The sequence below is a fragment of the Streptomyces sp. SID9727 genome, assembly GCF_010550605.1.
Classification (GTDB): Bacteria; Actinomycetota; Actinomycetes; order Streptomycetales; family Streptomycetaceae; genus Streptomyces.
The window spans coordinates 37,362-50,942 of record NZ_JAAGNI010000357.1 but is presented as its reverse complement, the minus strand read 5'-3'; the positions used below and the strand labels follow the sequence as shown (position 1 = coordinate 50,942).

The 13,581-nt window shown below is 73.2% G+C and carries 14 protein-coding genes and 1 tRNA gene; 5 read left to right on the top strand and 10 right to left on the bottom strand.

All coding sequences use genetic code 11. The features are described from left to right. Positions 1–183 precede the first annotated feature (183 nt). From G3I41_RS24905 to G3I41_RS24885, 5 genes are all read right to left on the bottom strand, one after another. Complete coding sequence (locus G3I41_RS24905; RefSeq protein WP_164402607.1) at positions 184–957, bottom strand: class I SAM-dependent methyltransferase; 774 nt, start codon at positions 955–957, stop codon at positions 184–186. Positions 958–1,040: 83 nt separating this feature from the next. Beyond that, positions 1,041–2,270 carry an MFS transporter gene (locus tag G3I41_RS24900; protein ID WP_164402609.1) on the bottom strand — a complete coding sequence of 410 codons (1,230 nt, stop codon included), beginning with the start codon at positions 2,268–2,270 and terminating at the stop codon, positions 1,041–1,043. 109 nt (positions 2,271–2,379) lie between these two features. Continuing rightward, on the bottom strand, positions 2,380–3,276 hold the full coding sequence (locus G3I41_RS24895) for an aminoglycoside 3'-phosphotransferase/choline kinase family protein (protein ID WP_164402606.1): 897 nt from the start codon (positions 3,274–3,276) through the stop codon (positions 2,380–2,382). Between the two features lie 41 nt (positions 3,277–3,317). Further along, the gene (locus G3I41_RS24890) at positions 3,318–3,506 is read right to left on the bottom strand and encodes a hypothetical protein (RefSeq protein WP_164402605.1); all 189 of its coding nucleotides are present in this window, start codon (positions 3,504–3,506) and stop codon (positions 3,318–3,320) included. Beyond that, positions 3,503–3,862, bottom strand: coding sequence for a putative quinol monooxygenase (locus tag G3I41_RS24885; protein WP_164402604.1), 360 nt, complete (start codon positions 3,860–3,862; stop codon positions 3,503–3,505). The genes G3I41_RS24890 and G3I41_RS24885 overlap by 4 nt, the downstream gene beginning before the upstream one ends. A gap of 73 nt (positions 3,863–3,935) precedes the next feature. Here G3I41_RS24885 and G3I41_RS24880 point away from each other — a divergent pair, with 73 nt between their 5' ends. Both G3I41_RS24880 and G3I41_RS24875 read left to right on the top strand, forming a co-directional pair. Further along, a complete protein-coding gene (locus G3I41_RS24880; protein WP_164402603.1) occupies positions 3,936–4,286 on the top strand; it encodes a MerR family transcriptional regulator in 351 nt (116 codons plus the stop codon). 91 nt (positions 4,287–4,377) lie between these two features. Continuing rightward, a complete protein-coding gene (locus tag G3I41_RS24875; RefSeq protein ID WP_164402602.1) occupies positions 4,378–5,013 on the top strand; it encodes an HAD-IA family hydrolase in 636 nt (211 codons plus the stop codon). Between the two features lie 126 nt (positions 5,014–5,139). On the opposite strand, the gene G3I41_RS24870 is transcribed toward G3I41_RS24875, so the two are convergent. Next, positions 5,140–6,012 (bottom strand): DMT family transporter, encoded by an 873-nt coding sequence (locus tag G3I41_RS24870; protein WP_164402601.1) that lies wholly within the window; start codon positions 6,010–6,012, stop codon positions 5,140–5,142. A 314-nt stretch (positions 6,013–6,326) separates the two neighbouring features. Beyond that, a tRNA-Val gene (locus tag G3I41_RS24865) sits at positions 6,327–6,401 on the bottom strand. Between the two features lie 174 nt (positions 6,402–6,575). Between G3I41_RS24865 and G3I41_RS24860 the strand changes: the two genes are divergently transcribed. The 3 genes from G3I41_RS24860 to G3I41_RS24850 all read left to right on the top strand — a co-directional run bounded on the left by G3I41_RS24860 (position 6,576) and on the right by G3I41_RS24850 (position 9,468). Beyond that, positions 6,576–7,343, top strand: coding sequence for a DUF4097 family beta strand repeat-containing protein (locus G3I41_RS24860; RefSeq protein ID WP_164402600.1), 768 nt, complete (start codon positions 6,576–6,578; stop codon positions 7,341–7,343). Between the two features lie 106 nt (positions 7,344–7,449). Then, positions 7,450–8,910 (top strand): hypothetical protein, encoded by a 1,461-nt coding sequence (locus tag G3I41_RS24855; protein ID WP_164402599.1) that lies wholly within the window; start codon positions 7,450–7,452, stop codon positions 8,908–8,910. Between the two features lie 336 nt (positions 8,911–9,246). Further along, positions 9,247–9,468 carry a zinc ribbon domain-containing protein gene (locus G3I41_RS24850; protein ID WP_164402598.1) on the top strand — a complete coding sequence of 74 codons (222 nt, stop codon included), beginning with the start codon at positions 9,247–9,249 and terminating at the stop codon, positions 9,466–9,468. A gap of 131 nt (positions 9,469–9,599) precedes the next feature. On the opposite strand, the gene G3I41_RS24845 is transcribed toward G3I41_RS24850, so the two are convergent. Genes G3I41_RS24845 through G3I41_RS24835 form a run of 3 tightly spaced genes read right to left on the bottom strand, consistent with a single transcriptional unit; the run spans position 9,600 to position 13,547 of the window. Next, the gene (locus G3I41_RS24845) at positions 9,600–10,259 is read right to left on the bottom strand and encodes an O-methyltransferase (RefSeq protein ID WP_164402597.1); all 660 of its coding nucleotides are present in this window, start codon (positions 10,257–10,259) and stop codon (positions 9,600–9,602) included. Positions 10,260–10,296: 37 nt separating this feature from the next. After that, entirely contained in the window at positions 10,297–11,115 is an 819-nt protein-coding gene (locus tag G3I41_RS24840; protein WP_164402596.1) for an HAD family hydrolase, read from the bottom strand. Then, the gene (locus tag G3I41_RS24835; RefSeq protein ID WP_164402595.1) at positions 11,112–13,547 is read right to left on the bottom strand and encodes a phosphoribosyltransferase; all 2,436 of its coding nucleotides are present in this window, start codon (positions 13,545–13,547) and stop codon (positions 11,112–11,114) included. Before G3I41_RS24835 ends, G3I41_RS24840 begins: the two co-directional genes overlap by 4 nt. Between the last annotated feature and the right edge of the window lie 34 nt (positions 13,548–13,581).

The window sequence follows — 13,581 nt, the reverse complement described above, 5'->3', positions numbered from 1 at the left end:
GGGCCGGTTCGCGCTGGCCGGGGCGCCGTTCCTCGCGATGGGGTACTGCGCGGGGGTGGTGGACCGGGACACCGCGATCCCGGCCCTGGCCGTCGTGGCGGCGGCGGGGGCGGCGCTGCGCCTGTGGCGGCTGCGGGGCGGGGCGAGCACCGGCTGACTGCGCGCGGGGGTGCGGTCACGCGGTCACGCGGTCACGCGGATCTTCGACTGCCCGTGCCCCAGTTCCTCCCAGTCCTCCATGAACCGCGCCCGCAGCCCGTACTTGGCGGCGAGGGCGGTCAGGGTCTCGGTCCGGTAGTAGAAGTCCTCGCGCAGCACCTGGTGTTCGGCACCGGTGGTGCGGTCGAAGGTGAAGTCGAAGTGCCCGCCGGGCGCCAGGACGCGCCCCACATGGGCCAGGCACTCCTCGATGATCCCGATCGGCGAGTGCGAGAAGACGCTGTGGGCGTGGACGACGTCGAAGTACGCGTCCGGCAGGAAGTCCAGCGTCAGGTCCTTGGTGAGGGTCAGGTGCGGCACCTTGGCCTGGAGCCCCTGCGCGGTCAGGGTCCGCTTGGCGGCGATCAGGATGTCGGGCGAGATGTCGATGCCGTAGTAGTGCCCGGCCTCCAGATGATCGATGAACCGCCAGCCCGCCCGGAGGTTCCCGCACCCGATGTCGAGCATCCGGGCGCCGGGGGCGAGCCCGTGCTCCATGAGGTAGTCGAACTGCATCTGCCCCAGGGCCAGCCACCGTTCGTGCGTCTGACTGCCGACGGCGGCCTCCGGGTTGCGCCGGGTGTCCGAGGCCATCACGGCCCGGTAGTAGTTCACGTGGTCCGGGTGCTTGAACGCCAGCCACCGGTCGCGGGCCGCCCGCTTCAGATACGGCGCGATGCGGTCCGGGCGGCTCGCGGCGTAACGGACCTTGTGGGCGAGGGACTCACGGTTGGCGACGAGGTTCTTCTTGGATGCCATGGCGCCACTATAGGTCGGTGAACGACATATACAAACCACCGACCCTTGGGTCCCGGCCTCTCGAAGCCCCGGGCTCGGCACTCTCACCTCCGCCTGATCCGGCGCACATCGCGTACGCAGGCGTTGGCCGCCCCGGCGGCGAGGATGACGGCCGAGCACACCAGGAGGATGGTGCCGCTGGACCAGTACGCGGACGCGATCGCGACGGCGAGGTAGCCGAGCGGGATGGCGATCTGCTCCCCCAGCGAGTTGAAGGCGTTGAGACGTCCCAACTCCTCGTCGGGAACCTGCTGTTGCATCACGGTGGACCAGGCCACGACGGCCACGTCCACCCCCGCCCCGGCGACGACGGCCGCCCCCAGCACCCAGAGCAGTGGCAGCCCGAGCCCCATCGCGGCCAACGGAAGGAAGAGCGCGGAGCTGGTCACCACACAGACCAGCACGAGCCGTTGCGGCTTCCACAGCAGGCAGACGAACGTCCCCGCCAGCAACCCGGCCGCGAACGCACCCTGCACCAGCCCCCAGGAGCCGGCGCCCGCGTAGCTGCGGTCCGCCACGAGGGGACCCAGCAGCTGGTACCCGGCCAGCCAGGCGGCCACGACCGCGGTACCGGAGAGGGTGTAGCTCCACAGCCAGACCCGGGACCTGAACCCGGTCCACCCGACGCGCAGATCGGCCACCAGCCCCGCGCCCGGCCCCCCGGCGGACACGGTTCCCGCGAGCCGCAGCCCCGCCAGCAGCAGCGCGGCCAGGACGAAGGTCACGGCGTCCCACCCGAGCGCCCAGGCCGGCCCGGTCAGGGCGACGACGAACCCGCCGACGACCGGACCGACGACCCTGACCGCGTTGCGGGGCACCCGGACCAGCGCGTTGGCCTCCTGGAGCCGCTCCGGCTCCACGAGCCGGGGCACCACCCCCTGGGCCGCCGGGGCGGTGAACGCGGCCGCCGCCCCCGAGGCGCACGCACACAGGCTCATCGCGGCGGTGGTCGCCGTACCGGTCGCCACGAGGACGGCCACCGCCGCCTGCGCGACGCCCGCACCGAGGTTGCCGAGGAAGAGGATCCGACTGCGCGAGAACCGGTCCGCCAGCACCCCGCCGACGAGCAGGAAGACCAGGGCCGGCACGGTGTTGGCGGTCAGCACGATCCCGAGCGACCGCGCTCCCCCGCCCTGCTCGATCACGGCGAACGCCAGCGCGACCGGGGCCATCGCGGACCCGGTCGCGGAGACCAACTGGGCGAGCAGGAACCGCCGGAAGGCGGGCGAACGCAGCGGGGGAGGCGCTTCCCTCTCCTGGTCACCGACAGCCATCAGCCCTTCGCGCCCGTCTCCCATGGCGGCAGGGTAGGGGCGGTACAGCCGGAACCGCACCCGGGTCACGGGGGCGCCCGACGCACGCCCCGCCCCGCACCCGCTCCGGTCAGGCCACCCCGAACCACGCCTCGGCGAGTGCGGGAAGCGTCTCCCCGGCGGGCGCGGGCATCTCCCGGAGGTACCACGGGAGATCGCTGTACACGTGCAACAGGGTGTACGCCAGCAGCACGGACGGGTCGAAGGTCCGGCCGTACGCCTTGCTCAGCCGCCCCAGCAGGCGCGGGTCCCCGCCGGTGACGAACAGCCCGACGGCCACGAAGTCGTACGCCGGATCCCCGATCATGGCGGGCTCGAAGTCGATGAGGCCGGTCAGCCGCCAGCCGTCCGCATCGGCCAGCAGGTGCTGACGCATCACCTCGGTGTGCAGCAGGACCGGACGCGGGGCGCGCGGCAGCCGGACCGAAGCGAGGAAGTCCGGGATCTGCTCCAGCCGGGCGTCGGCCAGCCCGCGCTCCCGCTGCCGCTCGACCACGCCGGCGGTCTGCCGGTCCAGGAACCCGCCCCAGTCCGCCGGCCCGAGGACGTCCGCGAGAGGTTCCGGATCGAGGGCGTGCAGCGCCCCCAGCATCTCGCCCGCCTCGGTGACGATCCGTTCCCGGTGCCGGCGCGGCACCCGGCCCCAGGCGGGCGCCAGGTCCTCGCCGTGCAGCCGGGACATCAGCACGAACCGCCACCCGTCGCCGCCCGGGCCGGCCCCGCACAGCCGGGGGGTCGGCACGGGCAACCGCCCCTGTACGTGGGCGAGGACCCGCTCCTCGACGCGCGCGTGCCGCCCGTCGGCCTCCGGGAACAGCTTGAGCACGTGCGCGTCACCGACCGCGTAGACGGGTACGGAGCCCTCGGAGAACCGGACGACCGGTACACCGCCGACGCCGATACGCCGGCACAACTCCTCGACGGCGGCGCGGGACACGGCCCGGCCGGCCTCCTGGTCAGGTGACATGACCGGGACGCTAGGGCACGGCGCGGACCCGGGGCAACGCGTTACCGGCCGCGCCCGTGGTCGGGGTCCGCGTCCAGGCCGGGCAGTTCCTCGTGCCCCTCCGAGTAGTGGTTGACCCATCCGCAGAGCGCACAGGCGTACCGCCCGGCCAGGCCGTGCACCTCGGTGCCGCACCGCGCGCAGTCGGTGCGGGTGATCTCGGGAATCGACGGTTCGGGCTCGCTGGTCACACGGGGACTGTACCGAGTGGAGCGCTCTCCGCGGAGTCCGCGTACGGACTGATCATGGTGTCGGCGTACACCTCGGGCGGACCTTCCAGGAAGGCCGGCAGATTGCCGAGGAAGGCGCGCAGCGCGGGCAGGGCGTTGTGCCGGTCCAGGTCCTCCCGCGAGCGCCAGACCTCGTAGAGGAAGAACCGCCCGTCCTCCTGCTCGTGGAGGTGGTACGCCAGATTGCCGGGTTCGCTCCGGGTGGGCTCCACCAGGTCGGACAGCGCGCGCCGGACCTCGTCGGCGTATTTCGCGCGGGGCCGCAGGAACCCGTAAAGGGCAAGGGGTGCAAGGGAGTTCGCGATCCGATTCGTCATGCCCCCAGGCTAGAATCTGACACCGATGTGAGGTTCAAGAGCCGCGAGGCCCAGAGCATGTGAGGTGCGCCACATGAAGATCGGTGATCTGGCCGCGGAGACCGACACCTCGGTCCGACTGCTGCGGTATTACGAGGAACAGGGCCTCCTCGCCTCCCACCGCCTCGCCGGCGGTCACCGCCGCTACGACACCGACGCCCCCGCCGTGGTCCGCCGCATCCGCTCACTGCTGGACGCGGGCCTGCCCACCCGCACCATCCGCGACCTGCTCCCGTGCGTACGCCAGGACGGCACGGTGGCCCTCTGCAAGCTGGACACCCTGGAACAGCACCTGCGGGGCCTGGACGACCGCATCTCCGCACTGCGCGAAACCCGCACGTCCTTGGCGCACCTGGTCACGGCGGCCCGGGCGGAGAGGGCGTGAGGGGCGCCGCCCGCGGCGGAGAGCGCACTGGACGGGCCCGCTGTCGAACCCCTCGGCGCGCGCGCTGGAACGCCCCCGAGGAGTCCCACTCATGACCACACGCCCCTACGACGCCGTGCTCTGCGACATCGACGGTGTACTCCGACACTGGCCCCCCTTCAGCGACATGGAGAGCAGCCACGGCCTCCCGCCAGGCGCATTCGCGGCGACGGCCTTCGCCCCGGCCCGCCTGCACCCCGCGATCACGGGAGAGATCACCGACGAACAGTGGCGCTCCGCGGTGGCTGCTGACCTCGCCGAGATCCACGGCTCGCCCGACCGCGCCCAGGCCGCGGTCGCCGCCTGGTCCGAAGCGGTGCCACGCGTCGACCACAAGGTGGTGTCCCTCCTCGCGCAGGCCCGCGCGGTCGCCACCGTCGTGCTGGTCTCCAACGCGACCACCCGGCTGGAACGGGACCTGGCCCGGCAAGGACTCGACGAGGTCGCCGACGCCGTCGTGAACACCGCCCGCACAGGCGTCGTGAAGCCTGATCCACGCCTCTACGCCCTGGCCGCCGAGCGGGCCGGTGCCCCCGTCCACCGCTGTCTGTTCATCGATGACACGGCCGCCAACGTCACCGCGGCCCGTGACGCCGGAATGACCGCCGTCCACTACCGACAGCCCGAAGACCTCCTCGACGCCCTCGCGCCGCTCCTCCACACCACGCCGGACAAGCAGCCCAGGTGAAGGGCCCCGGCCCTGGTCGGCCGGGGCCTCCGCACTGGTGACACCCAGGCAGCCCGGCGGACTCGGCCACGACTGCCGCGGGCCCGGGCCTCCCGGAGCTGCTGGTGAGCACCGACGAGGACGAGCTCACGAGGTGTCGCGTGCCAGGACGGCGATGGCGGCCAGCAGCAGGACCGACCCGAGTGCCAGGAACGTACTGATCCGCTCGCCGAGCAGCACGGCCAGGAAGGCGGCGGTGGCGGGTTCGAGGAGCACGAGCACGGCCGCGGTGGTACTGCGGACCGTGCTCAGTCCGGCGAAGTACCAGCGGTAGGCGAGCAGAGTCGGGACGACACCGAGGAAGAGGAGCCAACTCCCGGACGCGACGATGTGCTCCGCGCGGGGCCAGACTCCTTGAGCCAGCGCGAAGGGCGCCAGACACAGCGCGCCCGCACTCCACGTGGCCGCGTCCGCGGTGGCTCCCCCGGTGCGCCGGGCGTGCAGGGTGACGGCGCTGTAACCGACGGCGGAGAGCAGGGCCAGCGCGATGCCCACCGCGGGGCGGGGCCCGGAGACCGGGCCCGCGACCAGGAGAATCAGGCCGAGCAGCGCGATCCCCATCGCGGCCGCGCCTCGCTTGGTGAGCCGTTCTCCCAGAACGACATGCGCTCCGATGCTGACCAGGACCGGGCTCGCGCCGAGCGTCATCATGGTGCCGAGGGCGAGCCCGGCGTCCTGGACGGCGCCGAAGTAGGCCGTCTGATAGGCCGCCAGCACGACGCCCGTGAGTACGGCAGTGCGTCGGCACGGGCTGGGCCGGAGGTCGGCAGGTCGGCGAGGGCGTTGGGCGGTCAGGACGGCTGCCGCGACGGCAAAGCGCCAGAACGACACGGCGACGGGGCCGAGCCCGCTGATGCGGAACAGTTCCGCTGCTGCCGCTCCGCCGGCGCCCCAGGCAATGGCGGCGGCGGAAACGGAGAGCAGACCACGCCGAAGCGGCGTGAAGGCATGCGTGATCATGTGGTGGGTCTCCACGATGGATGGCCGGAGGGGGTCCGCTTGGCGAGCGGGCGGCATCCATCGCCCCGGCAGCCGTGCTGCCGGGGTCGGAACTGGTCTGCGGGCCGCCCGCTAGCGGACGGGCGGCGGCAGGATCACGAAACGCATGGGGGAACCCTACGTGGCCACTTCGGCGGCGGGCCTGCCTTCCAGCCCCGGCGGCGGCGACGGTAGGGGGCCGGTGGCGGCCATGCGTTCCCGTCCGGGGCCGCATGGCCGCAGGCATGAAGAAACCCCAGGCCAGGGAGTTCCGGACCTGGGGTTCCTCTTCGCACTGGTGGGCGCGGACGGTTTCGAACCGCCGACATCTGCTTTGTAAGAGCAGCGCTCTACCCCTGAGCTACGCACCCGCGGATGAAGGAACAGGTTACATGGCTCGCCGGGCATGCCGACAATCGGTCCGGGGTGGGGTTACGGGGGATAGCCCCACCCCGGAGACGGTAGCCGTCCGGATCGTCCGGGGTGGGCGGTGCTGCCTACCGTAGGGGCACATCGCAGCGTCGGCCCAGGGGGACCTGATCACCATGACCATCCGTAATCGCAGCGCGCTCGTGGCCGTCGGGGGCACCGTTCTGCTCGTCGCGGCGCTCACCGGGTGCGGGAGCACGGACGTGGACGACGCACCCGTCGAGCACAAGTCGTTCGCGTTCGGGGGGAAGGCGCTCACCATCGATGCGGAGAACTCCGTGGTGGACGTCGTTCCGGCCGACGTGGAGGAGGTCCAGGTGACCCGGCGGGTCGACGGGTGGGTCGTCCTCGGGAGCGGGCCGGACCCCGTGTGGAAGCTGGAGGGAGACACGCTCACCCTCCGCGTGAAGTGCAAAGCGATGATCAGTGATTGCGAGGCACGACACGAGGTGAAGGTGCCCCGTGGAATCGCGCTGACCGTGGACGCGGACAACGGGAAGGTCACCGCGTCCGAGTTCACCACGCCGCTCAAGCTCTATTCCGACAACGGCGGCGTCGTCGTCCGGGACGTCAGCGGGCCCCTGGAGCTGAAGAGCGACAACGGGTCCGTCCGGGGCGAGCGGATCTCCGCACGGTCCGTGGTGGCGCGGTCGGACAACGGGTCCGTGGACCTCGACCTCGACCGCGTCCCGGATCTCGTGGACACCGTCAGCGACAACGGGCGCATCGCCATCGCCCTGCCCGCCGGCAAGACCTCGTACGCCGTGACCGCGTCCGCCGACAACGGGCACGTCGATGTGAAGGTGCCCCGCAGTGACAGCAGCCGGCACGTGGTGAAGGCCCACAGCGACAACGGCGGGGTCGCCGTCCGGCACGCCGGCTGAGACAGGAGCACGATCACCGGCCCCGGCGTGAACTAACCGGCACGTGTGTTCGTCCTTACTGGTGGGAGAATGTATCCGGTAGGGCGAACAGGCACGGGAGAGGCATGTGACGGCGACAGACGCGCAGCCGCAGGCGGGAGTCGCCGGAGCGGTACGGGAGCGGAGTCGGCGTCGCGTGGGCGGGGCGGATCCGCGTGGCCGGTACGTTCCCGGCCCGTCAGACCGGCGGGCCCGGCGCGCCTCGGGCCTGCGTGACCTGTGTGTTCTCGTTCTCGCCCCTCTCCCCCTCCTCACTGTCGCCCTTCCCCTGGCCGTCACCGGCGGCGGCACGCGGCGGTGGTTCGGCGGGCGCGGTGAGGGACAGCGGGCCGAGGCGCAGGCGGCGAAGGACGCCGCCGCCGAGGCGTTCTACGAGCTGGACACCGCCCAGCGCGACCTCAAGATCTCCATCGAGACGATCACCGCGGTCGACAGTTCACCGGCCGCCCGCAAGGCCGTGGACGACTTCGCCGCACTCGGCCGGCGCATCGACGAGGCGAGTCACGCGTACATCACCGCCGTCGACGCCCACGACCTCGACCGCGACGATCTCGAACCGTCGGTCGCGTCCCGGGCCCGGTCCGAGCTGGCCTCCGCCAAGGAGCAGCTGACACGGGTCAAGGGAGAGCTCGACCGGTTCGGTGCCGGGCTCGGGCCGCTCCTCGGGAGCGCCGAGACACAGCTCGCCCGGCTCGCCCCCGCCGTCGAGCGTGCGCGACAGGCGCTCCTTGGCGCGAGCAATGCTCTCGATTCAGTGCGGGCGTCCGGGTTGCGGGCGGACGATCTCGCCGCCCGGCTCGCCGCCCTCGCCCCCGAGCTGACCAAGCTCAACCAGGGCGCCGGGCGCCACGGCGTGCCCGAGACCCTGCAGCGCGCCGACCGCGTGCTGCGCGACGCCGAGGCCGTCCGGGCCGAGGCCGAGAAGCTGCCCGAGCGCGCCGCCGAGATCGACCGCCGACTGGTGACCCTGCGGACCCGCGCCCAGGCGCTGACCACCCGGTCCGCCTCCGTCGAGCCCGTCCTCAGCGAGCTGCGGCGCCGGTTCTCCGCCGCCTGCTGGCAGGACCTCCAGCCGGTCCCGGAACAGGCCGCGGTCAATGTGCGCCGGGCCGAGGAGAAGCTGAAGGAGGCAGCCCAGGCCCGTGACGAGCAGCGCTGGGCCGACGCCACGTCCCGGCTGAGCACCGTGCGGGCCCTGCTCAACGCCACCGACGAGGCGGTGTCCGCCGCCGGTGACCGCCTGCGCCGGCTCGACGACGTCGCCAAGGACCCGCAGCAGGAGATCGAGCGCACCCGGTTCGCCATCCGCGACGCCCAGCGTCTCGCCATGGCCGGGCGCCATACCCCCGAGCCGCGGCACGCCCGGCCCCTGGACGACGCGGTGGCCCGGCTGGACCAGGCGATCACGGCCCTGGAGAACCGCCACCCCGACTACTGGCACTTCCTCACCGTGACGGAGGGCCTGCGCCGGATCGCCGCGGATGTCGTCGCCGACATCCGCGAGGAACGCGGCGCGGGCAGCCACTGATGCCGTGCGGCGTCGGCTGTGTGCTTCGGCGCGCGTCGGGGGTGAGCTTCCGGCAGCAGGCGTATGGGGCGTGCGCCGGGCGCGCTTCCCGCGTGTGCCGGGACGTGTGACTCCGACGCGTGCCGGGACGTGTGATTCCGACGCGTGTCGGGACGTGTGATTCCGACGCGTGTCGGGACGTGCGCCGGCCGCGCTTCCCGCTCGCGCCGCGCGTAACTCCGGCGTGCGCCGGGCGTGACTCCGGCGTGCTTCGGCGCGGGTGCGGTGCCCCGCGCCCCCTTGCCCCGCTCGCCTCGCCCTGGACAGCCAGGGGCCCGTCGCCGATAACCTGGCGGCATGCCTCGTTACGAGTACCGCTGCCGCTCCTGCGGAGACACCTTCGAGCTCAGCCGCCCCATGGCCGAGTCCTCCGTTCCCGCCTCCTGCCCCGCCGGGCACGAGGACACCGTGAAGCTGCTCTCCACCGTCGCCGTCGGCGGTACGGCGGGCGGCGGCTCCCGGCCCGCGCCCTCCGCCGGTGGCGGGGGCGGCTGCTGCGGTGGAGGCTGCTGCGGCTGACCCGGGCGGCACCCGGGGCACCGCCCGCACCGCGGCCCGGCTACTCGGGACCACGGCACCGCGGCCCGGCCCTTCGGATCACCGCCCCGCCGGACGCACCGAAGCCCGGGAGCCCCGCCGCCCCCGAGCGGCTACCGCTTGCGCGACAGCGTCAGCCCGTCCGACACCGTCAGCAGCACGCTGTCCATCCGGGCGTCCGCCGACACATGGTCGTTGAACTCCTGGATGGCCTTCGCCGAGCCCGTCGCGTCCGGGTCCGTCACGCGGCCGTGGAACAGCACGTTGTCCGTGGTGATGACCCCGCCCGGGCGCAGCCTCGGCACCAGTTCCTCCCAGTACGCGATGTAGTTGCCCTTGTCCGCGTCCAGGTAGGCGAAGTCGATGTGGGGTTCCTCCGGCATCGCGCGCAGGGTGTCCAGGGCTGGGGCGATACGCAGGTCGATGCGGTCGGCGACGCCCGCCTTCTCCCACGCCTCGCGGCCGTACGCCGTCCACTCCTCCGAGACGTCGCAGGCGATCAACCGTCCGTCCGCCGGGAGGGCCTGGGCCATCGCCAGGGCGGAGAAGCCGGTGAACGTGCCCACCTCCACGATGTGCCGGGCGCCGGTCAGGCGGACGAGGAAGGCGAGCAACGGGCCCTGTTCCTCGGCCGACTGCATGCCCGCGTGCTCGGGCAGCCGCGCGTAGGTCGTCTCGACAAGCTCGCGCTGTACGGCGTCCAGCGGCGGGTTGTGCGCCAGCATGTACGCGTACAGCTCATCGGTGATCTTGGTGGAGTTTCCCTTGGTCATCGCACAACTCTACGGTCACCGGCATGATTTACCGGGCTTACGAGGCCCGCAGGAAGCGGCGCAGGATCTCCTCGCCCGCCGCCACGCCCCGTTCGGCGGTGGCCTCGATGTGCGCGGCGTTCCAGCCCGCGTCGGCGAGTTCGCCGTGGCCGGGGCGCCAGCCCCGGTCGGCGGCGAGGAGGAGGTCCGCGTCCAGGAGGGAGTCGCCGGCGGCGAGGGTGCGCGTGGCGCCGGTGCGGCGGGCGACCTCGCGCATGGCGGCGCTCTTCGTGAGCGGGCGCGGCACGGCGTAGATCTTGCGGCCCTGGAGCGATACGGTCCAGCCGCGCGGCTCCGCCCAGGCGGCGAGCTCCTTCGTCCAGTCCGGGGGCAGTTCGGCGCGGTCGACGACGAGGTAGGCGAACAGGTCCTCGGCGACGCGCTCCTTGAGCAGCCACGCGGGGTCGGCGGTGGCGACGAGGTGGGCGCGGACCTCGGCGAGGGGGGCGCACTCGTCGGCGAGCCGGCCGGCGACGGTCCGCTGCCAGTCCGGGTCGGACACGCCGTTCACCAGGATGTGGCCGCCGTTGGCGCAGATCGCGAACTCGGCCGGGGCGCCCGGGAGCCGGATGCGCTGGTACTGCTCGCGGGTGCGGGTGGTCGTCGGGACGAACACCGTGGAGGCGGCGGAGGTCAGGTCGGTGAGCAGCCCGGCGGCGGTCTCGGTGACGTACGAGAGGGGCTTGTGGTCGTAGACCTCGACGCACAGCAGCCGGGGCGCCCGTTCGTCCGCCATGGTGAGCTGGAGCGCGGCCGAGGAGTATATGAGGGTGCGGTCGAGGTCGCTGGCGACGAGGGTGACCGGGGAGGCCGTCACGCGGACTCCACCGCCTTGCCGTCGGCACCGGTCGCCCCGCGGGTGTACTTGGGGTGGATGAGCCCGACGCAGGTGTACGGGAGCGCGTCGACCTCCTCGACGGGTACGCCGCGCTGCTCGGCCAGGAGCCTGATGTGGTCCAGGTCCGGGCCGGCGCCGCGCCGGGCGAGGATCTTCCAGGGGACGCGGCGCAGCAGGACCCGGGTGGTCTCGCCGACGCCGGGCTTCACGAGATTGACGTCGTGGATGCCGTACTCCTCGCTGATGCGCTCCACGGCCGCCCAGCCCTCCCAGGTGGGGGCCCGGTCCGCGGCCAGGAGCTCCTTCACCTCGGCGTCCACGGCGTCCGCGACCTCGTCGAAGCGTGCGGCGACCGTGTCGAGGAAGAGGCCGGAGACATCGGCGCCGGCCAGCTCGCGGTAGAACTTCGCGCCGTGGAAGTCGTCGGGGCCGACCAGGTCGGCGCGCAGGACCGTACGGGAGATGAGGCCGGACACCGTGGAGTTGAGGCAGGCGGAGGGGATGAGGAAGTCCTCGCGGGTGCCGTACGTCCGCACGCAGCCGCCCGGGTCGGCGAGCACCGCGATCTCCGGGTCGAAGCCCGCCACTCCCCCGGCCTTCTCGAACTCGGCGACGGCGGCGGTCAGTTCGCGGGTGATCGCGCCCTTGCCGGTCCAGCCGTCCACGAACACGACGTCGGCCGGGTCGTGGTGCTCGGCGAGCCAGCGCAGCGCGTTGGCGTCGATGCCGCGTCCGCGCACGATGGAGACGGCGTAGTGCGGCAGGTCGAGGCCGCGCCGCGCCCGGGCCCAGCGGCGCATCAGCACGCCGACCGGCGTACCGGCCCGGGCGAGCGAGACGAGGACCGGGCGCGGGCCGCGCTCGGCGAGGACGGTCTCGGTGACCGTGCCCACGGCGCGGGCGATCCGGGCGGCCGACAGCGTGAGGGCGCTCCTGAACAGTTCCTGGTACTCGGCGGACGGCTGGTACTCGACGGGGAGCGATTCCGCGTAGTGCGCGCCCCCGCTCTGTATCGCCTCCTCGCGCTCCTCCGTGGGCGCTTCGAGGCGGGTGTCCGAGAGGTCCTGGAGCAGCCAGCCGACCTCGTCCGGCGCGTACGAGGAGAACGCGGGGCCGCGGAGGGGCTCGGGCAGCTGCATGGGGGCTTCTTCCTGGCGTTCGGAGGCGATCGCCCCCGGTACGTAAGAGGGGATCACCACGAGCAGGACCTGCGCGGTGTGCGGGGCGAGGCGGTCGAGCAGGCCGCCGGGGGCGTGCAGGGCCGGGGTGTCGGCGGCGGAGTCGACCACGAGGACGACGGCGTCGAAGCCGGCGCCGGCCACGTTGTAGGCGTAGCGCTCGCCGGGGCCGTCGGCCGGGTCGTCGTGGGCCGGGAAGACCAGCCGGGTGCGTATCGCGTAGCCGGGGTCGTCCACGGCGAGGACCGGGGAGCGGGTGGTCGTGGAGTAGCGGACCTCGGCGTCGGTGCGCTCCTCCAGGGCGGTGGCCAGGCGCAGCGGCGCGTACATCAGCTCCTCGAAGCCGAGGACGAGGACGCGGCGGGGCCGGTCGCCGAGGGCCCGGGCGATGTGGTCGGCGAGGGCGGGCAGCGCGGGCTCCAGGAGGGCGCGGTGGGCGCCGGTGAAGCCGTGGCGTCCGCCGTCGGGGACGCCGGCGGGCCAGGGGAGGTCGAGGCGGGTGTGGGGGCGGGGGTGCGGGGGGCCGTCCTGGGGGCCCTCCTCGTCGGCCTCGCGCTCGGCGACCAGGGCCTGGCCCTTCTCCAGGACGCCGTCCGGGAGGGTGACCGTGCCGGTGTTGCGGGCCACCAGGTCGACGCGGGCGCCGATCTCCGCCGCGAACTCGGTCAGGCGGCCCCGGTCGGCCGGTGAGCGCATGTCGACCAGGGCGACGATGACGTAATGGTCGCGGGGGTAGCGCTCGTGGAGGGCGCGGATGGTGTTGAGGACGGTGTTGCCGGTGGAGAACTCGTCGTCCACCAGGACCAGCGCCGAGCCGGGCCCGGCCGACGCCAGCAGCTCCGGGTCCTCGGGGAGCAGCAGGTGCGAGGTGGCGTGCGAGTGGGCTTCCTCGAAGCCGCCCGCCCGGGCCACTCCGGGGACGGGCCTGCGGGTCGAGTGGAGGTAGGGCGCCGCGCCGAGGCCGTCGGCGACCGAGTGGCCGAGGCCGGTGGCCGTCTCCGCGTAGCCGAGGACGACCGCCCGCCGCGCTCCGTCCTCGCCGAGGAGCGCCCGCACCCGGCGGCCCAGCTCGACGCCGGCTCCGTACACCACGGAGGGGCGCTGCGGCACGTGCTTGCCGAGCACGTTGGACACGAGCAGGTGTGCCCGCTTGGGGTTGCGCCGCAGGGCGAGGCCCAGCAGCTCGCGCAGCTCCCCGTCGCCCACCAGCCCGACGCCCAGTCGCTCCGCCACCCAGCTACCCGACCACACCACGTCCGTCGTCCCT

Coding starts and splice junctions, on each gene's coding strand:
- G3I41_RS24870 (WP_164402601.1), bottom strand. CDS start 6,012: ATGATCACGCATGCCTTCACGCCGCTTCGGCGTGGTCTGCTCTCCGTT.
- G3I41_RS24880 (WP_164402603.1), top strand. CDS start 3,936: ATGAAGATCGGTGATCTGGCCGCGGAGACCGACACCTCGGTCCGACTG.
- G3I41_RS24850 (WP_164402598.1), top strand. CDS start 9,247: ATGCCTCGTTACGAGTACCGCTGCCGCTCCTGCGGAGACACCTTCGAG.
- G3I41_RS24900 (WP_164402609.1), bottom strand. CDS start 2,270: ATGGCTGTCGGTGACCAGGAGAGGGAAGCGCCTCCCCCGCTGCGTTCG.
- G3I41_RS24885 (WP_164402604.1), bottom strand. CDS start 3,862: ATGACGAATCGGATCGCGAACTCCCTTGCACCCCTTGCCCTTTACGGG.
- G3I41_RS24895 (WP_164402606.1), bottom strand. CDS start 3,276: ATGTCACCTGACCAGGAGGCCGGCCGGGCCGTGTCCCGCGCCGCCGTC.
- G3I41_RS24860 (WP_164402600.1), top strand. CDS start 6,576: ATGACCATCCGTAATCGCAGCGCGCTCGTGGCCGTCGGGGGCACCGTT.
- G3I41_RS24905 (WP_164402607.1), bottom strand. CDS start 957: ATGGCATCCAAGAAGAACCTCGTCGCCAACCGTGAGTCCCTCGCCCAC.
- G3I41_RS24845 (WP_164402597.1), bottom strand. CDS start 10,259: ATGACCAAGGGAAACTCCACCAAGATCACCGATGAGCTGTACGCGTAC.
- G3I41_RS24875 (WP_164402602.1), top strand. CDS start 4,378: ATGACCACACGCCCCTACGACGCCGTGCTCTGCGACATCGACGGTGTA.